22 protein-coding genes are annotated in these 20,644 nt (G+C 73.2%); 12 read left to right on the plus strand and 10 right to left on the minus strand.

Features of this window, described 5'->3' with window-relative positions:
* Positions 1-21: 21 nt before the first annotated feature.
* From ACGFI1_RS18880 to ACGFI1_RS18890, 3 genes are all read right to left on the minus strand, one after another.
* Positions 22-1,302: an RNA polymerase sigma factor gene (locus ACGFI1_RS18880; RefSeq protein WP_392786670.1), complete on the minus strand. Its 1,281-nt coding sequence runs from the start codon at positions 1,300-1,302 to the stop codon at positions 22-24.
* Positions 1,303-1,316: 14 nt separating this feature from the next.
* Entirely contained in the window at positions 1,317-1,736 is a 420-nt protein-coding gene (locus ACGFI1_RS18885) for a YciI family protein (RefSeq protein ID WP_387071066.1), read from the minus strand.
* Between the two features lie 121 nt (positions 1,737-1,857).
* Positions 1,858-3,105, minus strand: a complete 1,248-nt coding sequence (locus ACGFI1_RS18890; RefSeq protein WP_392786672.1) for an alpha/beta hydrolase family protein — start codon at positions 3,103-3,105, stop codon at positions 1,858-1,860.
* A 225-nt stretch (positions 3,106-3,330) separates the two neighbouring features.
* Here ACGFI1_RS18890 and ACGFI1_RS18895 point away from each other — a divergent pair, with 225 nt between their 5' ends.
* From ACGFI1_RS18895 to ACGFI1_RS18905, 3 genes are all read left to right on the plus strand, one after another.
* On the plus strand, positions 3,331-3,861 hold the full coding sequence (locus tag ACGFI1_RS18895; RefSeq protein WP_301177044.1) for a nuclear transport factor 2 family protein: 531 nt from the start codon (positions 3,331-3,333) through the stop codon (positions 3,859-3,861).
* Positions 3,858-4,727: a TIGR03619 family F420-dependent LLM class oxidoreductase gene (locus ACGFI1_RS18900; RefSeq protein ID WP_392786674.1), complete on the plus strand. Its 870-nt coding sequence runs from the start codon at positions 3,858-3,860 to the stop codon at positions 4,725-4,727. The genes ACGFI1_RS18895 and ACGFI1_RS18900 overlap by 4 nt, the downstream gene beginning before the upstream one ends.
* A gap of 77 nt (positions 4,728-4,804) precedes the next feature.
* The gene (locus ACGFI1_RS18905) at positions 4,805-5,842 is read left to right on the plus strand and encodes an NBR1-Ig-like domain-containing protein (RefSeq protein WP_392786968.1); all 1,038 of its coding nucleotides are present in this window, start codon (positions 4,805-4,807) and stop codon (positions 5,840-5,842) included.
* Between the two features lie 53 nt (positions 5,843-5,895).
* Here the strand turns inward: ACGFI1_RS18905 and ACGFI1_RS18910 are convergent, their stop codons facing one another.
* The 3 genes from ACGFI1_RS18910 to ACGFI1_RS18920 form a co-directional block, all read right to left on the minus strand.
* Positions 5,896-6,843: a SpoIID/LytB domain-containing protein gene (locus ACGFI1_RS18910; protein WP_387071081.1), complete on the minus strand. Its 948-nt coding sequence runs from the start codon at positions 6,841-6,843 to the stop codon at positions 5,896-5,898.
* Positions 6,844-6,906: 63 nt separating this feature from the next.
* Positions 6,907-7,794, minus strand: a complete 888-nt coding sequence (locus ACGFI1_RS18915) for a peptidase inhibitor family I36 protein (RefSeq protein WP_301177047.1) — start codon at positions 7,792-7,794, stop codon at positions 6,907-6,909.
* 73 nt (positions 7,795-7,867) lie between these two features.
* The gene (locus ACGFI1_RS18920; RefSeq protein ID WP_392786677.1) at positions 7,868-8,713 is read right to left on the minus strand and encodes a peptidoglycan-binding domain-containing protein; all 846 of its coding nucleotides are present in this window, start codon (positions 8,711-8,713) and stop codon (positions 7,868-7,870) included.
* 232 nt (positions 8,714-8,945) lie between these two features.
* On the opposite strand from ACGFI1_RS18920, the gene ACGFI1_RS18925 reads away from it, so the two are divergent.
* Genes ACGFI1_RS18925 through ACGFI1_RS18940 form a run of 4 tightly spaced genes read left to right on the plus strand, consistent with a single transcriptional unit; the run spans position 8,946 to position 12,916 of the window.
* Complete coding sequence (locus tag ACGFI1_RS18925; RefSeq protein WP_392786679.1) at positions 8,946-10,112, plus strand: cupin domain-containing protein; 1,167 nt, start codon at positions 8,946-8,948, stop codon at positions 10,110-10,112.
* Positions 10,113-10,128: 16 nt separating this feature from the next.
* On the plus strand, positions 10,129-10,959 hold the full coding sequence (locus tag ACGFI1_RS18930; RefSeq protein WP_392739666.1) for a fumarylacetoacetate hydrolase family protein: 831 nt from the start codon (positions 10,129-10,131) through the stop codon (positions 10,957-10,959).
* Entirely contained in the window at positions 10,959-11,588 is a 630-nt protein-coding gene (locus ACGFI1_RS18935; protein ID WP_392786680.1) for a maleylpyruvate isomerase family mycothiol-dependent enzyme, read from the plus strand. The genes ACGFI1_RS18930 and ACGFI1_RS18935 overlap by 1 nt, the downstream gene beginning before the upstream one ends.
* Before the next feature lie 59 nt (positions 11,589-11,647).
* The gene (locus tag ACGFI1_RS18940; protein WP_392786682.1) at positions 11,648-12,916 is read left to right on the plus strand and encodes an FAD-dependent oxidoreductase; all 1,269 of its coding nucleotides are present in this window, start codon (positions 11,648-11,650) and stop codon (positions 12,914-12,916) included.
* Here the strand turns inward: ACGFI1_RS18940 and ACGFI1_RS18945 are convergent.
* Genes ACGFI1_RS18945 through ACGFI1_RS18955 form a run of 3 tightly spaced genes read right to left on the minus strand, consistent with a single transcriptional unit; the run spans position 12,897 to position 15,476 of the window.
* The gene (locus ACGFI1_RS18945; protein ID WP_387071096.1) at positions 12,897-13,571 is read right to left on the minus strand and encodes a 3-oxoacid CoA-transferase subunit B; all 675 of its coding nucleotides are present in this window, start codon (positions 13,569-13,571) and stop codon (positions 12,897-12,899) included. The genes ACGFI1_RS18940 and ACGFI1_RS18945 overlap by 20 nt on opposite strands.
* A gap of 1 nt (position 13,572) precedes the next feature.
* On the minus strand, positions 13,573-14,268 hold the full coding sequence (locus tag ACGFI1_RS18950) for a 3-oxoacid CoA-transferase subunit A (RefSeq protein ID WP_138639655.1): 696 nt from the start codon (positions 14,266-14,268) through the stop codon (positions 13,573-13,575).
* Complete coding sequence (locus ACGFI1_RS18955) at positions 14,265-15,476, minus strand: thiolase family protein (protein WP_392786684.1); 1,212 nt, start codon at positions 15,474-15,476, stop codon at positions 14,265-14,267. The genes ACGFI1_RS18950 and ACGFI1_RS18955 overlap by 4 nt, the downstream gene beginning before the upstream one ends.
* 71 nt (positions 15,477-15,547) lie before the next feature.
* Here ACGFI1_RS18955 and ACGFI1_RS18960 point away from each other — a divergent pair, with 71 nt between their 5' ends.
* The 5 genes from ACGFI1_RS18960 to ACGFI1_RS18980 all read left to right on the plus strand — a co-directional run bounded on the left by ACGFI1_RS18960 (position 15,548) and on the right by ACGFI1_RS18980 (position 19,997).
* Positions 15,548-16,453 (plus strand): LysR substrate-binding domain-containing protein, encoded by a 906-nt coding sequence (locus ACGFI1_RS18960; protein ID WP_392786686.1) that lies wholly within the window; start codon positions 15,548-15,550, stop codon positions 16,451-16,453.
* Between the two features lie 112 nt (positions 16,454-16,565).
* Positions 16,566-17,747 (plus strand): cytochrome P450, encoded by a 1,182-nt coding sequence (locus tag ACGFI1_RS18965; RefSeq protein WP_392786688.1) that lies wholly within the window; start codon positions 16,566-16,568, stop codon positions 17,745-17,747.
* Positions 17,744-17,932, plus strand: a complete 189-nt coding sequence (locus ACGFI1_RS18970) for a ferredoxin (protein WP_387071107.1) — start codon at positions 17,744-17,746, stop codon at positions 17,930-17,932. Before ACGFI1_RS18965 ends, ACGFI1_RS18970 begins: the two co-directional genes overlap by 4 nt.
* On the plus strand, positions 17,929-19,065 hold the full coding sequence (locus ACGFI1_RS18975; protein ID WP_392786690.1) for an NAD(P)/FAD-dependent oxidoreductase: 1,137 nt from the start codon (positions 17,929-17,931) through the stop codon (positions 19,063-19,065). Before ACGFI1_RS18970 ends, ACGFI1_RS18975 begins: the two co-directional genes overlap by 4 nt.
* An 11-nt stretch (positions 19,066-19,076) precedes the next feature.
* Entirely contained in the window at positions 19,077-19,997 is a 921-nt protein-coding gene (locus tag ACGFI1_RS18980) for a LysR family transcriptional regulator (RefSeq protein WP_392739679.1), read from the plus strand.
* A gap of 24 nt (positions 19,998-20,021) precedes the next feature.
* Here ACGFI1_RS18980 and ACGFI1_RS18985 read toward each other — a convergent pair whose 3' ends face one another.
* Positions 20,022-20,636 carry a TetR/AcrR family transcriptional regulator gene (locus tag ACGFI1_RS18985; RefSeq protein ID WP_387071112.1) on the minus strand — a complete coding sequence of 205 codons (615 nt, stop codon included), beginning with the start codon at positions 20,634-20,636 and terminating at the stop codon, positions 20,022-20,024.
* Positions 20,637-20,644: the final 8 nt, after the last annotated feature.

Raw genomic sequence — 20,644 nt, forward strand, 5'->3', positions numbered from 1 at the left:
CGCGCCAGGCCGGCGCGGCGGTCAGCCGAGGCCGGTGAGCTTGCGCTCCAGGTGGGCCCGCTGCCGTTCGCTGGCGCACAGCGCGATCGCCCGTTCCAGCTCGGTGCGGGCCTCGCCGGTGCGGCCCAGCCGGATGAGCAGCTCGCCGCGGACGGTCGGCAGCAGGTGCGAGTCGGTGAGCTTCCCGGCGGCCAGCAGGCCGTCCACGATCGGCAGCGCGGCCCCCGGCCCCTGGGCCATGGACACCGCCACGGCCCGGTTGAGCTCGACCACCGGGGACGGGGCGAGCCGCCCGAGCGCCTCGTACAGCAGGACGATCCGCTCCCAGTCCGTCGCCGCGACCGACGGGGCGGCGGCGTGGCACTCGGCGATCGCCGCCTGCAGGCCGTAGGCGCCGAGGCCGCGGCCGAGCCGCCCGGCGCGGGCCAGGGCGGACCGGCCCCGGGCGATGGCGCCGCGGTCCCAGAGCGTGCGGTCCTGGTCTTCGAGGAGGATCGCCTCGCCGTCCGGGCCGGTGCGGGCGGGGAAGCGCGCGGCCGTCAGCTCCAGCAGCGCCAGCAACCCGTGGACCTCCGGCTCGTCCGGCATCAGCCGGCCCAGCACGCGGGCGAGGCGGCGCGCCTCGCCCGCGAGGTCGGTGCGGACCACGGCGCCGCCGGAACTGGCCGTGGACCCCTCCGTGAAGATCAGGTAGACGACGTTCAGCACCGATCCGAGCCGCTCCCGGCGCTGCCGGGCGGGCGGCACCTCGAACGGCACCCGGGCCGCCCCGAGCGTCTTCTTCGCCCGGGTGATCCTGGCCTGCACGGTGGCGGTCGGGACGAGGAACGCCGTGGCGATCTCGTCGCTGGTCAGACCGCCGATGACGCGCAGCGTGAGCGCCACCCGCGCCTCCCGGGACAGCACCGGGTGGCAGGAGACGAACATCAGCGCGAGGACGTCGTCGTCGATCCGGTCCGGGTCCCACAGGACGTCCCCGGCGTCCGGGTCGGCGGGCGCGCCCCCGGCGGCGGCGCCGCCCTCGCCCAGGTCGCGGGCGAGGACGGCGTACCGCTCGTCGAGGGCGGACCGCCGGCGGAACGCGTCGATCGCGCGGCGCCTGGCCACGGTGAGCAGCCAGCCCGCGGGCTGCCGGGGCACGCCGTCGCGGGGCCAGGTCACGAGCGCCTCGGCGAGGGCCTCCTGGGCGAGGTCCTCGGCGAGGGCGAAGTCGCCGGTGTAGCGCGCCAGCGCGCCGACGATCCGCGCGGACTCGGTCCGCCACACGGCGGCGACGGCCTCCCGGCCGGTCGGCTCGGTCATCGTCGTGGTCCCGGTCAGAGCTGGCCGGTGGACTCGCGCCAGGCCCGCTCCTTCTTGATCCACTCGTTGTCCTGCGGGAACTCGTCGATCGTGGTGACCCGGCGGATCTCGGTCTTGAACCCGGGTCCGGCCAGCGGGGACCGCTTCGCCCACTCGACGGCCTCCTCCTTGGAGGCGACGTTGAGGATGTAGAAGCCGCCGAACAGCTCCTTGGTCTCGCCGTACGGGCCGTCGGTGACGACCGGCGGCTCGGACGAGTAGTCGACCACCACGCCCTCGGCGGCGTCGTCGAGCCCCTCGGCCGCGACCAGCACCCCGGCCTCGATCATCTCCTGGTTGTAGCGGCCGACGGTCGCGATCATCTCCGTGAAGTCGACGTCGCCCATCTGCGCGAAGCCCTCGTCGGTGGCGCGCATGATCAGCATGTACTTCATCGTTCCGCCTCTCTCTCTGGCTCGTCCGGGCCCCTTCGGGGGACCCTTTCACTCCTAGGTCGAGTGGAGGCAGCGCGGATCAACACACGCCCCAAAGTTTTTTTCCGGGATCTTCGGCGGGTCAGCCGATGAACCGGACGTCGGGGTGCCGGGGGGAGGGGCGGTCGAGGATCGGGCGGTGCCGGCCGGACAGCGCCCGGTCGAAGAACGCCGTGATGTAGGCCCGCTTCGACGCGGTCATGCGCGCCGGGTCGACGGTCCCGATGGCGGCGGCGCGGTCCTGCTCGGAGATGTCGAGCGTCTCGTCCAGCTCGGGCATGAAGGACTGGACGTCGGTGTAGGAGTAGTGGCTCGCGGTGGGCACGTTGAGGTCGCGCTTCCAGCCGGTGGAGTTCTCCCAGAACGCGCCCCAGGACGGGGTGGTCCGGTGCGTCTGCGGGTCCCCGCCGGTCGCCGCGCCCATCAGCATGAACGGACGGTCCAGGCCGGTGCGGGCGACCTCGACGAAATCGTCCTTTCCGTACTGCATGGTGCCGTCCATGTTGATGCCGGCGTCCAGGCGCCGGTCGGTGCGCATCGCCTCGGCGGCCTGGATGCCTCCCGCGGAATGCCCGAACATGCCCACCTTCGACAGATCGAGGGTCCGGCCGAGGCCGTGCGGGAGGCGCCGTCCCTCGGCGTCGGGGTTGCGGCCGTTCCGCAGGTCGGCGAGCCGGTCGAGGACGAACCGGGTGTCCTGCACCCGGGTGGCGAGCGCGGTCCGCAGCACCCCGTCCGGCCGCTCGGGGAGGCGCTGGCTCTCCACGCGCCCGCCGGGGAACTCGACCGGGGCCGTCTCGTAGGTGTGGTCCATGGTGACGACCACGTAGCCGCGGCTGACCAGTTCCTCGGCGACGCCCGTGCCGAGCACGCGCGGCACGCCGAAGCCGGGGGAGTAGAGGACGACGGGCCGCGCGCCGCGCCGCGCGTCGGCCGGGGCGGACTCGGCGGCGTGCGTGCGCGCGCCCGCCCAGTCGACGGTCCCCGCCTTGAACACGCCCAGCGCGTCGACCTTGGAGAGCACGTCGGCGACTCCGGGACGCAGGTACGGCGCGGTCCGCCCGGACGGCTTCGCGGCCGGGTACCAGACGCTGACCATCAGCTCGCGGGTCCGGCCGGGGACCCAGGGGTCGGGGCGGCCCTCGTCCACCAGGTGCAGTTCCGTGGTGCCGATGGCCTGGTGCGGGCCGGTCGGGCGCGGCAGGGTGAACGTCGCCGGCGCGGCGGCGGTGCGGACGGTGGCGGCGGACGCGCCGCAGGCGGCGAGGGGCAGGGCGAGCGGCAGGACCGCCGCAGCGGTGAGCGCACGGAGGCTTGGACGTGATCGCATGGTCCCCCACCCTCGCGACCGGCGCCCCCTGCGCGTCATGGCCGAAAGCCACTCGTCCCCCCTGCCGGTCGGCAGGGGGGACGAGTGCCCGCCCGTGTTCACGGGTGCCGGGTGGCGCTGACGGTCAGACGGCCTGCTCTGACGTCCGGGCCTCGGGGTCCGGGGGTCCTGCCCAGCGGGACGCGGGCGGAGCGTCCCGGCCCCGTTGCCGCACACTCGCGGGATATGGACGCCCAGCGCAGCGAATGGTCCGACCGGCAGGAGATCCACGACGTCGTCCTGCGGTACTGCCGCGGCATCGACCGGCTGGACTTCGCGCTCGTCCGGTCGGCGTACCATCCGGACGCCCTCGACCACCACACCGGCTTCGACGGGACCGTGGACGAGTACCTCGCCTGGGTCGAGCCCAAGCTGCGCGCCCGGCGCGGCGGCACGATGCACATCGTCGCCAACCACCTGGTCGAGCTGCTCGGCGACACCGCCGTCAGCGAGACGTACGGGACGTCCGTCCACTGGGGCGAGCCCGCCGACGACCCGCGGGCGAACTTCACCAGCGGCGTCCGGTTCGTCGACCACATGGCATGGCGGGACGGCCGGTGGGCGATCGCCGAGCGGTGGGCCGTCCGGGAGTGGACCAGGTCGGACGCCGGCCGGCTGATGCCCAAGGAGGGCGCGGGGCCGTCCGGCAGCAGGGACGGGGACGACCCCTTGATCCGGTTGCGGCGGAGGCTGCGCGGAACGGAGGCAGGCGCGTGAAGGTAGGGATCAGCTCGCCCATCGTGGCGCTGGCGGGCAACCGCCCGGCCTGGGAGGCCGCGGCGGGCACCGCCGAGCTCGTCCGGGTGGCGGAGGCCGCCGACCGGCTCGGCTACGCGTTCATGACCTGCGGGGACCACGTCGCCGTGCCGCCCGGCCTGCACCGCGGGGAGCGCTTCTACGACCCGCTGGCCACGTTCGCGTTCCTGGCGGGCCGGACGCGCCGGCTCCGGTTCCTGCCGTACGTGCTGGTGCTGCCCTTCTACCACCCGCTGGAGATCGCCAAGCGGTACGGGACGCTCGACCACCTGAGCGGCGGGCGGCTGGTCCTCGGGTTCGGGGTCGGGAACCTGAAGGAGGAGTTCGACCTGCTCGGCGTCCCGTTCGAGGACCGGGGGCCGCGCGCCGACGACGCCCTCCGGGCGCTGCGCGCGGCGCTGTCCGGCCGGGTGGTGTCGTACGAGGGGCCGTACTACGCGTTCCAGGACATGGTGGTCGACCCGCACGCCGTCCAGGAGCGGGTGCCGATGTGGATCGGCGGGCACAGCGAGCGCGCCCTGCGCCGCGCGGTCACGCTCGGGGACGGCTGGGCGCCGGCGCCGCAGTCGTTCCGCGGCCCCACCCCGGAGCTGATGCGGCAGATGCTCGACCGGCACGACCTGCCGGACGGCTTCGACGTCCTCCTCACTCCCGGCGAGCGCCTCGACCCGGTCACCGAGCCCGGCCGGGTCGGCGAGATCATCGCGACGGCGGAGAAGGCGGGCGCGACCCACATCAACCTGACCGTCCGGCACGAGTCCCTCGCCCACTACCTGGAGCAGTTGGAGGCGTTCGCCGCCGCCGCCGGTCTCGACACCGAGAAGTGACCCGAGGCTGACCCGAGGCCGCGCACTGGAACGTTGAGCCGACCGGCCTACGCTGTTAGCTTCACCGCGTGGACGACATGCGTGCACAGGCGGCGGCGGTCGAGGAATTTGCGGCGGCCCTGCGGGAACTGCGGAAATCGGTCGGCAATCCGCCGTTCCGCGAAATGTCAGCCCGGTCCGGGGCGATCTCGCACACCACCCTGTACGAGGCCGCGAAGGGCAACAGGCTCCCCAGCTGGGGCACCACCGTCGAGTTCGTCAAGGCGTGCGGTGCGGACCCGGCCGAGTACCGCGAACGCTGGGAAGGGGCGAACCGGATCGTCGGCTCGGCGCGGACCGGGCGGCCCGAGGCCGTCGCGGGCACCGCGGCGGGGCGTCCACCCGGGGGAACCGCGGCCCCCGCGAGCGCCCCGGAGCGGCATGCCGTCCACATCGCCGTCGACCCGCCGCCCGGCCCGCCCGGTCCGGGCGCGCCGCCCGAGCCGCCGCCGTCCGAGGAGATCGCGCACGACGTCCCGCCGCCCGCCCCCGCGCACCGGGGCCGGTTCCGGCTGACCCGCCCGGTGGCGATCACGCTGGCGGCGGTCGTGGTCGGCCTAGGCACCGTGGTCGTCGTCGTGGTCGCCGTCAACCCGGGCGGCGGCTCCCGGCCGGGCGGGGACGGGCTGAAGCCCGCCGTCGGCGCGTCGAAGGCGGCGCTGTCCCCGGCCGACTGCCCGGTGCACCCGACCAACCCGCCGGCGGCCCCGCCCGTCCACAAGGGCGACCTGGCCGTGTTCATCGCCGACATCACGCTGCCGGACTGCACGCGCGTCGGCACCGGCCGGACCGTCGCGAAGGTGTGGCGGTTCAAGAACGCCGGGAAGGTGGCGTGGGAGGGGTACTCGCTGCGGCGCCTCGACCTCCCGCAGCAGGCCGACCAGTGCCAGACCATCTCCGACGTGCCCATCAAGGACACCCGGCCCGGCGCGATGGTCGACATCCGGGCCGACATCACCACGCCGCGCAAGCCGGGCCTGTGCTACGTGCGGTTCAAGATGGTGGACGCCTCGGGGAAGGTGGCCTTCCCCGGGAGCCGGCCGGTCAACTTCCAGATCATCGTCGAGGGACGGTAGTTCCCCGCCGCGGCGGGCGCGGCGGGGAACCGGTTCGGGACCGTTCACGGGATTCAGGAGAGGGCGATCCCGCTGTAGTAGGCCTTCAGGATCCGGGCGTAGCCCCAGCCCGCGTTGGCCTTGTCGCGCGAGCCGTACTGCGACATCCAGTCCCCGGTGACCCAGCCGCCGCACGCCGTCGTCGTGGAGCAGTAGTGGGCCTGGAGGATCTTCCCGCTACGGGTCATCTTGGTGCCCCACGTCGCGTCCACCGCGGCGCTCGTCGCCGCCGTCGCGGACCCGGGCTTGTACACCTGGCTCGACGTGGTGTCGTAGACGTCGAAGCACTGGCCGCCCGACGTCTTGCGGGTCGAGTGCAGCGCCCAGTACCAGCCGTAGCTCTTGACGGCCATCGCCCCCGCCTTCAGGGACTCCTGCGGCCAGCTCGGCACCCACTCGTTGGGCAGGACGTTCTTGACGTAGGTCTTGAACGAGACCCGGTCCACCCGGTTGAGCGAGACCCGGTACACGAGGATCGTCGTGGGCAGCTTGCTGTCCGTGCCGTCGGTCTTGCACCCGGTCGGCGGCGGTGTGGAGCTCAGGAACTTGTGCGACGCGTTCTGGTTCTTCAGGCTGGAGTTGAGGTTGCCCTTGGCGCCGGCCTTGAAGTCCTGGTAGGTGCCGCCGTAGTTGCTGTTGTAGTAGACGCGGACGGTCTTGGTGCTGCGGTTCCAGACCGAGGCGGCCTGGTTCTTGATGCACTGGCCCTTGCCGTTGCCCGTCCCCTTGAAGTCGTAGCAGGACGGCTGGGTGGTGCCGTAGTCGGCGACCGACCCGGTGAAGTCCGAGACCGACCCCGCGTTGTCGCTGTTGAAGTAGTAGCAGAACTCGCCGCTCTCGCACACGCCGTTGCGGCTCGCCGCCGAGGCGGGCGACGCCGGGAGCAGCACCGCCCCGCCGACCGCCATCGCGGCGGCCGCCGCGACGACCCGCGGGATCAGCCGCGCCGTTCGTCTTAACACGTTCGCTTCCCCTTCTGGTGAAGGTGCTGGTGAGAGGTGTGGCCGGTGCGGGCCGCGGTCCGGCTAGCGGATGTTGTAGCCCTGGGACTGCCAGAAGGAGGTCGGGTTCGGGTTGTCGAGGTGGGAGTCGTTGACGCTCTTGGCGGCGTGCGTCTGGCGGCCGGGCCGCATCTCGACGTGGGTGTGGGCGCCCGAGCTGGACGACACCCCGCGCCACGCCTCGTCGGCGATGACCTGGCCCTTGCTGATCGACTGGCCCACGGCCAGCGACGACCGCGGCGCGGAGTGCAGGTAGATCACCGTCTTGTTCAGCGACGCGTTGTAGATGGAGATCGTGGACAGCCCGCCGCTGCCATTGGCGCCGCGCGCGATGTAGATGATCTTACCGGCGACCAGGGCGCGGACGTCGGAGCCGACGCTGCGGGCGATGTCGATGCCCTCGTGCCGTCCGGGCGTGGTGGTGTAGCCGTCGAAGCCGCAGGTGATGCGGCCGCCGCTGGCGTTGTAGAGCGCGTACGACATGTTCGTGCGCGACGACGGCGAGAACTGGTGCGAGGCGTTCTGGTTCTTCAGGCTGGAGTTGAGGTTGCCCTTGGCGCCGGCCTTGAAGTCCTGGTAGGTGCCGCCGTAGTTGCTGTTGTAGTAGACGCGGACGGTCTTGGTGCTGCGGTTCCAGACCGAGGCGGCCTCGTTCTTGATGCAGAGCCCCTTGCCGTTGCCCGCTCCCTTGAAGTCGTAGCAGGACGGCTGGGTGGTGCCGTAGTCGGCGACCGATCCGGTGAAGTCCGAGACCGATCCGGCGTTGTTGCTGTTGTAGTAGTAGCAGAACTCGCCGCTTTCGCAGACGCCGTTGCGCGCGGCCGCCGAGGCGGGCGCCGCGAGCGCGGCCGCCGTGCCGCCGACCGCCACGGCGGCGGTCGTCAGCGTGAGGATCTTGTTCAGCGTGTTCATAACCTTTCCCTTTCGTTTCGCCTGCTGTTCGCGTTGCCGGGATTGCCGTTCGCGTTGCCGGGATTGAAGAAGGTCAGCTGCGCCGGTACTCCTCCCAGGTACGGATGGTCACCTGCGGCCCGTCGTCCGGGCCGCGGTTCGCCAGCCCGTTGAGACCGAGGTAGTAGTCGCCGGTCTGGTGCTGGGCCTGGGCGGACAGGTCGGTGTCGCTGATGGCGGCGGCGTGGATGTGCCACGGCCAGTCGCCCTGCTGCGGGCTGCGCACCCAGGCCGCGAACCCGACGCGGCGCAGCGCGCGGGCGACCGAGGTGCGGGTGGCGGCGCTCATGCCCTGCACCGAGACGTCCACGACGCCGCCGCCGTCGTGGGTGCCGGCGGAGGTGGGGTCGCCGCCGGGGTTGTAGGAGCCCTGGTCCAGGACGAGCTTGCGGCCGAGCAGCCGCTCCGCCTCGGCCAGCATGTCCCGCGTCCGGGCGTTGACGACGGCGCCGCCGAACGACACCCGGGCGCCGGGCGCGAGGGTCCGGGTGACCGTGAAGCGGCCGTCGCCGAGCTTGGCGAGGGACGTCTTGCCGGGCAGCCCGTTGGCGTCGAGACCGGTGTAGCCGAGCGACTTCTGGTACTTGGCGTAGGCGGCGACGGTCGTGGTGCCGAAGTAGCCGTCCACCCACTGCGCGTCGAGCAGGTTCCGGTCCCGCAGGGCCCGCTCGACGAGGAGGACGCTCGCCTTGGCGCCCGGCGTCAGCGTGTCGTCGGCCCGCCGCGGGTCGATCTGCGCCGCCTTGACCGTCGCCTCCATGTTCACGCTCGGCAGCTCTGCCGCGGCGTCGGCCGGCTCCGCCGCCGACGTCTCCGACACGGTCATGGAGGTGAGAAGCGCGGCCGTCAGAAAGGCGGCGGTGTACGAAGACAACTTCATCTGGTCTCCTGGATGCGGACGCTGGGAGCGGAACCAACGTCACGGATCGCCCGGGGCGTTCTCAAGAAGATCGTTGTTGTCAGGTTGTTCGCCGGACACATCCGTACAGCGCGTACGCGGATCTGACACGTGGAGCGGCGCCCCGACGGGTCACGGACGATCTCGCCCGTCCAGAGTTCTGTCAGCCAGAATTTCCTTTTCCTTACAGCGGGCGGGCCGCACGATTGCCGGTATGACCAGCACTCCTGCCGACACCGTCGCCGCCGCCCCGGCGGACTCGCCCGTCCGGTTGCGTGCGGTGGACGCGCCTGGGCAGCCGGACGCCACCCCGGAGCTCGAAGACCTCTACCGCGGCTTCGAGGCCGAGCTGCTCGTGCCGCTGTGGACCGAGATCGGTGACCTGATGCCGGCGCATCCGCGCTCCCGGGCCGTCCCGCACGTGTGGAAGTGGGAGCGGCTGGTCCGGCTCGCCGAGCAGGCCGGGCGGATCGTCCCGGTGGGGCGGGGCGGGGAGCGCCGCGCGATCGCGCTCGCCAACCCGGGGCTCGGCGGCCGCCCGTTCGCCGCGCCGACCCTCTGGGCGGCGATCCAGTACCTGATGCCGGGCGAGGACGCGCCCGAGCACCGGCACACCCAGCACGCGTTCCGGTTCGTCGTCGAGGGCTCCGGCGTGTGGACGGTCGTCGGCGGCGACCCGGTGCCGATGAACCGCGGCGACTTCCTCCCGCAGGCCGGCTGGAACTGGCACGCCCACCACAACGCGACCGACCGGCCGATGGCCTGGATCGATGGGCTCGACATCCCGTTCCAGTACGCCGCCGACGCGCAGTTCTTCGAGTTCGGCCGGGACGAGATCTCCGACGCGGAGCGCACCACGCCCGACCGCTCCCGCGCCGAGCGCCTGTGGGGCCACCCCGGGCTGCGGCCCGTCGGCGTCGCCCACACCACGCCCGGCTCGCCGCTGCTCTCCTACAAGTGGGAGTACACCGACCGCGCGCTCGCCGACCAGCTCGCGCTGGAGAAGGAGGGGCACGCGGGGACGGTGGAGCCCGGCCACGCCGCCGTGCGCTTCAGCAACCCCGTCGACGGCACCGACGTCCTGCCGACCCTGCGCGCCGAGTTCCACCGGGTGGCGCGGGGCGCGGAGACGGCCCCGGTCCGCGAGACCGGCTCCAGCGTCTACCAGGTCTTCGACGGCTCCGGCACGGTCACGGTCGGCGACCGGACCTGGGCGGTGACGCGCGGGGACCTGTTCGTCGTCCCGTCGTGGGAGCCGTTCTCCGTGGTGTCGGAGGCCGGCGCGTCCGACTCCGACTCCGGGGCCCTCGACCTGTTCCGCTTCTCCGACGCGCCCGTCTTCGAGGCGCTCAAGCTCGACCGAACCGCCCGCGACCTGTGACCGCCAAGGACATCTGATGAAGCTCTCCACTATCCGCACTTCCGGCGGCACCCGCGCCGTCCGCCTCGACGGGGGCGCGCTCGTCGACCTCGGCTACCCCGACCTCGGCGCGCTGCTGGCCGAGCCGGACTGGCGGGCGAAGGCCGCCGCCGCCTCCGGCACCGTTTACGACGCCGAGGGCGCGGACTTCGCGCCGGTCGTGCCGGGTCCGTCCAAGGTGATCTGCGTCGGTCACAACTACTCCAACCACATCAAGGAGATGGGGCGGGAGCTTCCGTCGTATCCGACGCTGTTCCCGAAGTTCGCCGACAGCCTGATCGGGGCCAACGACGACATCGTCAAGCCCGGTGAGACCGACGCGCTCGACTGGGAGGTGGAGCTGGCCGTGGTCATCGGGCAGGAGGTCCGCCGCGCCGACGACGCTCAGGCGGAGGCGGCGATCGCCGGGTTCACGGTCATGAACGACGTCTCGGTGCGGGACTGGCAGTTCCGCACGATCGAGTGGACGCAGGGCAAGATCTGGGACTCCTCCACTCCGGTCGGCCCCTACCTGGTCACGCCGGACGAGGTCGGCGGCGTCCGCCCGGCGCTGAAGGTGCGGACGCTGGTGGACGGCCGGGAGATGCAGTCCGACGACACCGGCACGCTGCTGTTCGACCCGGTCTTCCTGGTCAAGTACGTCTCGACGATCGTGCGGCTGCGCCCGGGCGATCTGATCGCCACCGGCACCCCGGCCGGGGTGGGGCACGCTCGCGACCCGAAGGTCTACCTGACCGGCGGCGAGACGGTCGTGACCGAGATCGACGGGCTCGGCGCCTGCACCAACCGCGTCGTCAAGGACGCCTGATGGCGCGCTCGTTCGCCGACGCCCGCCGCTGGACACGGGAGGGCACGGCGCTGTTCCTGGGCGCCGCCGCCGGACTGACCGAGCCCGAGTACGACGCGGCGAGCCCGCTGCCCGGCTGGACCCGCAAGCACCTGGTCGCGCACGTCGCCGCGAACGCCGAGGCGCTCGGCAACCTGGTGCACTGGGCGGCCACGGGCGAGGAGACCCCCATGTACGCCTCGCCGGAGGAGCGCGCGGCCGGGATCGAGCGCGGCAGCCGGATGCGCGGACCGGAGCTGGGCGAGTGGCTGGCCCGCTCCGCCGCGACGTTGCAGGCGTCGATGGACGAGCTGACCGAGGGCCAGTGGGAGTCCGAGGTGGTGACGGCGCAGGGCCGCACCGTGCCCGCGACCGAGATCCCGTGGATGCGGTCCCGGGAGGTCATGGTCCACGCCGTCGACCTGGATCGCGGCGTCGCCTTCGCCGACCTGCCGGACGACTTCCTGCAAGCCCTCATCACCGACATCACCGCCAAGCGGGGGCTGGACGCCGCCGCCCTGCCGGCAGGGCCGCTGCCCGAGGTGGCCGCCTGGCTGGCCGGACGGCCGCACGCCCTCACCGGAGCGCCGCCGCTCGGCCCCTGGCTCTGACACGCCGCGCGACGCGCCCGCCCGACGGCCCGCGACACGCGTCCGAGAAGGAAGAGATCATGACCAACCCTGATGTGCTCGTCGTCGGCGGCGGGATCGGCGGGCTGGGCGCCGCGTACGCGCTGGCCCGCCGGGGCCTCGCGGTCCGGCTGCTGGAGCGGGCCGCCGACTTCGGCGAGGTCGGCGCCGGCATCCAGCTCGCCCCCAACTGCACCCGCATCCTCGACGACTACGGACTGCTGGACGAGGCGAAGGCCCTCGGCGTCGTCCCGGACGCGATGATCATGCGGGACGCGGTCGACGGCGCGGAGCTGACCCGCCTCGACCTGCGCGACCTGGAACGCCGCTACGGCTTCCCGTACCTGGTCATCCACCGCAGCGACCTGCACGCCATGCTGCTGCGCGCCTGCGAGCGCGCCGGCGTCGACCTGCGCACCTCGCAGCAGGTCGTCGGCTACGCCAACACCGGCGCCGGCGCCCGCGTGACCTTGGCGGACGGCCGGGTCGAGGAGGCGCGGGTCGTCATCGCGGCGGACGGGCTGCACTCGGTGGCGCGCAAGCTGCTGTCGGACGACGAGCCGGTCTCCTCCGCGTACGTCGCCTACCGCGGCACGGTGCCGACCTCGCACGGCCGGGCGGCGGACGTCGACCTCAGCGAGGTCGTCGTCTACGTCGGGCCGGGCTGCCACTTCGTCCACTACGGGCTGCGCGGCGGCGAGCTGCTCAACCAGGTCGCCGTCTTCGAGTCGCCCAAGGCCCGCGCCGGCGAGGAGGACTGGGGCACCCCGGACGAGCTGGACGCGGCCTTCGCGCGGACGTGCGACTTCGTCCGCGACGGCCTGCCCCACATGTGGCGCGACAAGTGGTGGCGGATGTACGACCGCGACCCCATCATGACCTGGGTGGACGGCGACATCGCGCTGCTCGGCGACGCCGCCCACCCGCCGCTCCAGTACATCGCCCAGGGCGCCATCATGGCGATCGAGGACGGCTGGGTGCTCGGCGAGCACGTCGCCCGGCACCTCGCCGCGGACGGGTCGGTGGACTGGCCCGCCGTCCTCGCCGCCTACCAGGCCGTCCGGCCCGAGCACTGCCGCCGCGTCCTGACCACGTCGCGCGCCTGGGGCGAGCTGTGGCACCTCGACGGGACGCCGCGGCGGCAGCGGAACGTCCTGCTGCGCGACCGCGACACCCGCGACTACGCGTTCGTGGACTGGCTCTACGGCCCGACCGCGCTCGACCCGTCCGACGAGCCGCCGATGTTCACGACGATCCCGCTGGCCTCGGCGGACGCGGGCGCGGGCGCGCTCACGAGCCCGGCCGGCTGACCTCCTCGAGGGGGACGGGGAGGCGGTCGCGCAGCTCGTCGAGCGTGATGCCGAAGGTCTCGCGGACCGCCGCCCCGTCCGGGCCCACGTCGATGACGGCGACGTCGGTGTAGACGCGGCTGACGCAGCCGACGCCGGTCAGCGGGTAGGTGCACTCGGGCACGAGCTTCGACCGGCCCTGCTTGTCGAACAGCGTCATCATCACGAACACCTGCTTGGCGCCGATGGCGAGGTCCATCGCGCCGCCGACCGCCGGGATGGCGTCCGGGGCGCCGGTGTGCCAGTTCGCGAGGTCGCCGGTCGCCGACACCTGGAACGCGCCGAGCACGCACACGTCGAGATGGCCGCCGCGCATCATGGCGAACGAGTCGGCGTGGTGGAAGTAGGACGCCCCGGGAAGCTCGGTCACCGGGACCTTCCCGGCGTTGGTGAGGTCGGGGTCGATCTGCTCGCCGGTCGCGGCGGGGCCCATGTTGAGCATGCCGTTCTCGGTGTGCAGCACGATGCCGGAGTCGGCGGGCAGGTGGTCGGCGACCTTGGTGGGGCGGCCGATGCCGAGGTTGACGTAGGAGCCGGCCGGGATGTCGCGGGCGACGATCGCGGCCATCTCGTCGGGGGACAGGGCCCCGGTGGTGGAAGCCGTGGTGGAAGACATGTCAGCGCGCTCCCTGGACGGTGTAGTGCCGGTCCTCGACCCGCACGACGCGGTCGACGTAGATGCCGGGGGTGACGACCGCCTCCGGGTCGAGTTCGCCCGTGGCGACGACGCCGCCCACCTGCGCGATGGTGGTGGTCGCGGCCGTCGCCATGACGGGGCCGAAGTTGCGGGCGGTCTTGCGGTAGACGAGGTTGCCCATCCCGTCGGCGCGGTGCGCGCTGATCAGCGCCACATCGCCCTTGATCGGGTACTCCAGGACGTACTCGCGCCCGTCGATCGTCCGGGTCTCCTTGCCCTCGGCGAGCGGGGTGCCGACGCCGGTCGGGCAGTAGAAGGCGCCGATGCCCGCGCCGGCCGCGCGCATCCGCTCGGCGAGGTTGCCCTGCGGCACGATCTCCAGGTCGATCCGCCCGGCCCGGTACAGCTCGTCGAAGACGTGGGAGTCGCTCTGCCGGGGGAACGAGCAGATCACCTTGCGGACGCGGCCCGCCTTGAGCAGTGCGGCGAGCCCGACGTCCCCGTTCCCGGCGTTGTTGGACACGATGGTGAGGTCCGTCGCGCCCTGCCGGATCAGCCCGTCGATGAGGTCGAACGGCATGCCGGCGAAGCCGAAGCCGCCGACGAGCACGGTGCTGCCGTCCGCGATGCCGCGCACGGCCTCGTCGACGCTCTCCAGGATCTCCGCCCGGCTCACGCTCCGACCTCCGTGTTCTCCGTGCCCGTGGTCTCCGTGTCCGTGTTCTCCAGGACGACGGCCAGGCCCTGCCCGACGCCGATGCAGATGGCGGCGACGCCCCAGCGCTCGCGGCGCTCCCGGAGCACCTTCGCGAGCGTGCCGAGGACGCGGGCGCCGCTGGCGCCCAGCGGGTGGCCGATCGCGATCGCGCCGCCCCGCGTGTTGACGATCTCCGGGTCGACGCCCCAGGCGTCGACGCAGATCAGCGACTGCACGGCGAACGCCTCGTTCAGCTCGACCGCGCCGACCTGGTCCCAGCCGATCCCGGCGCGCGCGAGGGCGCGGTTCGCCGCCTCGACCGGGGCGTAGCCGAAGTCCTGCGGGTCGAGCGCGAACGCGCCGCGCCCGGCGACGCGCGCGAGCGGGTCGAGGCCGATCCGGTCGGCGGCGCCGGCGGAGCCGAGCAGCAGGGCGGCGGCGCCGTCGCTCAGCGGCGAGGCGTTGCCCGCGGTGATGGTGCCGTCGGCGCGGAAGCTCGGCTTGAGCCCGGCGAGCTTCTCCGCCGTCGAGTCGGCGCGGATGCCCTCGTCCCGCTTCAGGTCGCCGGCGGGGACGACCAGGTCGTCGTAGAAGCCCTCGTCCCAGGCCGCCGCCGCGAGCCGGTGCGAGCGCAGCGCGAACGCGTCCTGCCGCTCCCGGCCGACGCCGTACCGCTCGCGGAGCCCCTCGTTCGCCTCGCCGAGCGAGACCGTCCACTCCTTCGGCATGCGCGGGTTCACCAGCCGCCAGCCGAGCGTGGTCGAGACCGCGGCGAGGTCGCCGGGCGGGAAGCCCTTCGCGGGCTTCGGCAGCACCCAGGGCGCGCGGGTCATCGACTCGACGCCGCCCGCGACGACCACGTCCGCGTCGCCGGACTCGATCGTCCGGGACGCGATCATCGCGGCGTCGAGGCTGGAGCCGCACAGCCGGTTGACGGTCGTGCCGGGCACGCTGGTCGGCAGCCCGGCGAGCAGCGCGGCCATCCGGCCGACGTTGCGGTTCTCCTCGCCGGCGCCGTTCGCGTTGCCCCAGACGACCTCGCCGACGGCGGCCGGGTCCAGCCGGGGCGCCCGGTCCAGCAGCGCGGTGAGGACGCCGGCCGCGAGGTCGTCCGGCCGGACGCCCGCGAGTGCGCCGTTGAACCGGCCGAACGGCGTCCGGACGGCCGAGTAGAGATAGGAGCTCATGCCATCGAGGCTAATGACCTCACTTGATACAGTGAAGTATCAATATTCGCTTCGATTGAGACGTTCTGCATATGGATCTTCGTCACCTGCGGTACTTCGTCGCCGTCGCCGAGGAACTCCACTTCGGGCGCGCCGCCGAGCGGCTCAACATGGCCCAGCCGCCGCTGTCGCAGGCGATCCGCAGGCTGGAGAGCGAGCTCGGCGTCGACCTGCTCCACCGGACGACGCGCAAGGTCGACCTCACCGACGCGGGCCGCGGCTACCTCGCGCGGGCGAGGCGGATCCTCGGCGAGGTGGACGAGGCCGCGCACGAGGCCCGCCGGGTCGCGGCGGGCGCGGTCGGCCACCTGGCGCTCGGCTGCGTGGGCTCGGCGACCTACAGCCTGCTGCCCGCGCTGTCCCGCGGCCTCCGCCGGGAGCTGCCCGGCGTCGACTTCTCCTTCCGCGGCGAGATGCTGGTGCCCGACCAGGCCGCGGCGCTGCGGGCCGGCGAGATCGACGTGGCGCTGCTGCGGCCCCCGATCGCGGACCTGTCGCTCACCGTCCTGCCGCTGCGCCGGGACCGGCTCGTCGTCGCCCTCCCGGACGACCACCCCTTGGCCGCCCTGCGGCAGGTCGGGGTCGCCGACCTGGCGGACGCCGACCTCATCGTGCACTCCGCCGACCGCCGCTCGGTGATGTACGACGTCGTGCTCGGCCTCCTGCGCGACGCGGGCGTGGAGCCCCGGATCCGCCACGAGGTCGGCGAGACGTCCACGCTGGTCACCCTCGTCGCGGGCGGTCTCGGCGCGGCCGTCGTCCCGGAGCCGGTGACCGTCCTCGCCCTGGACGGCGTCACCTTCCGCCCGCTGGTGCGGCCCGCCGTGGACGTCGAGCTCGCGATCGCCCACCGCACCGACCGCACGGAACCGCACCTGGCCCGCGCCGTCACCGTCATCCAGCAGATCGTCCGGGACGCCGGGCACAGGGCGAGCTGACCGCCTCGGGTCATGCATGGCATTCATGCGCGGCCATGACGAACATGTGTTTGCCCGATGACCGGTCCGATGGCTTCACTGAGGCACCGACGACCGACCCCGAGGTGAACCGATGCCCGACTCAGCCCCGCCCGTCTCCGACCTCGACCTGTTCGACGACGCGCTGCTCGTCGCCCCGTACCCGTCGTATGCGGCGCTGCGCGATCTCGGCGCCGTCGTCCATCTCCCGGCGAACGACGTCTATGCGCTCACCAGGTACGACGCCATCCGCGGCGCCTTGGGCGACTGGGAGACCTTCTCCTCCGCCGGGGCCATCGGCTTCAACCCGGCCGTCAACGAGGCGCTGACCGGCACGTCCCTCGCCTCGGACCCGCCGGTGCACACGCAACTGCGCGCGACCCTCACCGCGAACCTGTCGCCGCGCGCGCTGCGCGGGCTCAAGGGCGGCATCGAGGCCAAGGCGGACGCGCTCGTCGAGAAGCTCGTCGCCGAGGGCTCGTTCGAGGCCATCGACGCGCTCGCCCGTGCCCTCCCGCTGGAGATCGTCGCCGACCTCATCGGGTTCACCGGGCACGTCCGCGCCAGCATGCTGCGCTGGGGGCAGGCCGCGATGCAGGTGATCGGGCCGATGAACCGGCGCACGGCGGAGAACTTCCCGATCGCGGGGGAACTGTACGGGTGGTGCTCGACCGTCACCGCCGACGACCTCGCGCCCGGCTCGGTCGGACGCGGGATCTTCGAGGCCGAGGCACGCGGCGACATCCCGCCGGGCACGGCCGGGCACATCATCCACCAGTACCTCGGCGCCGGCGTGGACACCACCATCGCGTCCATCGGGAACCTCGTCGCGCTCTTCGCCGCGCACCCCGGCCAGCTCGCGCTCGTCCGCGAGGACCCGTCGCTGGTCCCGGCCGCGTTCAACGAGGTGCTCCGCTACTGGGCTCCCCTCCACGCCTGGGGCCGCCGGACGACCCGGGACGTCGAGATCGACGGCGCCGTCGTCCCGGAAGGGGCGAAGGTCGCGATCCTGTTCGGCGCCGGCAACCGGGACCCGCGCCACTTCGCGAACCCCGACGCGTTCCTGGTCGAGCGCAACCCGGTCGACCACCTGTCCTTCGGCTACGGCCCGCACGGCTGCGCCGGCCAGGGCCTCGCCCGGCTGGAGGCGCACGCCGTCATCGCGTCCCTGGCGCGCCGCGTCGAGCGGCTCGTCACCGGGCCCGAGGTGCGCGTGCCGAGCAACATCACCCGGAGCATCGAGGAGCTCCCCGTCCTGGAAGTGGTCCCCGCATGAAGATCCTGATCGATCGCGCCCGCTGCGAGGGCCACGGCCTCTGCGAGGAGGCCGCGCCGGAGCTGATGCACCTCGACGACGACGGCGAACTCGTCCTCGATCGCGAGGAGGTCGGCGACGCCGACGCGCCTCAGGCCGCCGCCGCCGTCCGGGTCTGCCCGGTCGCGGCGCTGCGCCTGGCATGAGCATCCCCGTCAAGCGCATCGTCGTCGTCGGCAACGGCATCGCCGGCCGCACCGCGGCGGACACCCTGCGGGACAGCGGCTTCGACGGCGAGCTGACCATCGTCGGGGACGAGCCGCACGCGGCCTACAGCCGTCCGGCGCTGTCGAAGGCGCTGCTGCTCGACCGCGACGACACGGCGTCGCACGAGCTGCCGCCGGCCGCGCACGGGGCGACCGAGCTGCTCGGCGTGCGGGCTTCGGGGCTCGATGCGGAACACCGGCTCGTCGGCCTGGCCGACGGCACCGTCCTGCCGTATGACCGGCTGGTGATCGCGACCGGGTCGCGGGCGCGGCGGCTGTCCGACCACCCCGAGGAGTTGACCCTGCGCGGGCTGGACGACGCGCTGGCGCTGCGCGGTCGGCTCGCCGGACGGCCGCCGGTGGTCGTGGTCGGCGGCGGCCCGCTCGGCATGGAGATCGCCTCGGCATGCCTTGCGGCGGGCTGCCCGGTCACGCTCGTGTCCCAGGGCGTCCCGCTGATCGCGCATCTCGGGCCGTACCTGGCCGGTGTCTTCGGCAAGGCGGCCCTGGAGCGCGGGCTGACCGTCGTGGAGACCGACGCCGCCCGTATCGAGCGGCATGGGGGAGACGTCCGGGTCGTCCTGGACGACGGCACTGTCCTCCCGAGCGGGCTGGTCGTGTCTGCCGTGGGCGATGTGCCCAACACGGAATGGCTCGCGGGCTCCGGGCTGGGGGAGAAGGGAGTCCTTCGGGTCGACTCGCGCGGGCTCGTGCGTCCCAACATCGCGGCGGTCGGCGACCTGGCGGCGTTCCCGACGCCGCAAGGCCCGCGCCGCGACCCGCTGTGGAGCAGTGCGATCGAGCAGGCGAAGGTCGCCGCAGCCGCCCTCCTGAGAGGGGACGACGCACCGCCGCTCAACTTCCAGCCGTACTTCTGGACCGAGCAGTTCGGGCTCACCCTCAAGGCCGTCGGCCGCCTCCCGGTGGACGGAGAACCCGCCTACATCGAGGGAGGCCCCGGCGAACCGGCCCTGATGCGCTGGTCCCACGCGGACGGGACCGGCACGGCCGTCGCGCTGAACCGGCGCGTCCCGATCCCCCGGCTCCGCCGGGTGAGCCGGGCCGCCGCGTAGAGTTCGTCGCGATGAGCGACGAGGGGGCGGGCACCGCGGGGTCGGGGCTGGACCGGCTGGCGTCGGTCAACCTCAACCTGCTGGTGCCGCTGCTCGCCGTGCTGGAGGAGCGCTCGGTGACCAGGGCCGCCGAGCGCGTCGGCCTCTCCCAGTCGGCGATGAGCCACGCGCTGGGCCGTATGCGCCGCCTGTTCGGCGACGACCTCCTCGTCCGGCAGGGGAACGAGACCGCGCTGACCCCGCGCGCAATGGAGCTGATCGCGCCGCTGCGGGCGACGCTCCAGCAGGCCGCGGACGTGGTCCGGTTCCCCGCCTTCGACCCGGCGACGGACCGCCGCGTCGTCACCGTCGCGATGACGACCAGCACGGCGTTCGTGCTGGGCGCGCGGCTGGCGCGGCTCGTCGCGGAGCGAGCCCCCAACGCGACGTTGCGCCTGCGCACCATCACCGTCCCGACCGAGGCGACCTTCACCGAGCACGGCGTCGACGTCGTGCTCATCTCCGAGGGGCACGCGTCGCCGTTCCCGAGGGAGCGCCTCTACGACGACCGCATCGTGGTGGTGGCCGGGGCCGACACGCCGCCCGAGGCGAGCGCCCTCGAACTGCTGACGACGCAGCCGCACGTCGTCGTGGACACCGAGCGGCGCGTCTTCCCGTACTCGGTGCTCGACGAGAAGGGGATCGGCTACCGCGTCGGCCGGCTGAGCTCCGACTTCCTGCTCGTCCCGTACCTGGTCGGACGCGCCGGCGGGGTCGCCCTGCTGCGCCACCGGGTCGCCGCCGAGATGCGGACGCTCGTCGACCTGCGGATCGAGGAGTTCCCGTTCCCGCTCCCCGGGCTCGGCATCGACATGGTCTGGAACCCGCACCTCGGCGACCACCGCTTCATCGCGTGGCTCCGCCAGATCCTGTTCGACGCGGCGCGGCCCTGAGCGCGCGGGTCCCGGGCGCGGCCGTCAGCGGCGGCCGATCGTGCCGAACCAGCTCTCGGTGAGGACGTCCAGCATCGCGTCGTGGTCGACGCCCCAGTGCCCGGGGGTCCAGTGCCGCGCGACATGGTCGAGTTCGGTGATCGCGATGACGCTGCGGAACCGCCGGGTGCCGGCCGGGAACCGGTCGGCGCGGTCGAGGCCGTCCTCGATGTCGCTCATGGCCTCGTGCAGCCACTCCTCGAACAGCGCGCGGATCTCGGGGTCGCCGGCGGCGGCCTCGAACGCGGTCGTGGTGTAGGGGCGGATCGCGTCCCAGCGCCGCGAGGTCGCGGCGAGCCAGGCGCGGAGCCGCTCGCGCGAGCCGTCCTCGACCACGGCGACCAGCTCCCGCTCGGTCGAGCCGTGCTCGGCGGACGGGACCCGGTCGAGCGCGGCGTTGAGCCGCTCGGAGATGAGCGCCTTCATCAGGTCGACCTTCGACGGGAAGTACGCGTAGAAGGTCACCCGCGTCGTCCCCGCCGCCGACGCGATGTCGTCGACCGTCGTCGCCGTGTAGCCCTTCGACACGAACAGCTCCAGGCCGGCGTCCAGCAGGAGCTTGCGCGTCATCTCCTTCTGCGCCTCACGAAGCCTTGCCATGCGGAAAG

Origin of the sequence: Actinomadura geliboluensis (assembly GCF_043197915.1) — a bacterium.
Taxonomy (GTDB): domain Bacteria; phylum Actinomycetota; class Actinomycetes; order Streptosporangiales; family Streptosporangiaceae; genus Spirillospora; species Spirillospora geliboluensis.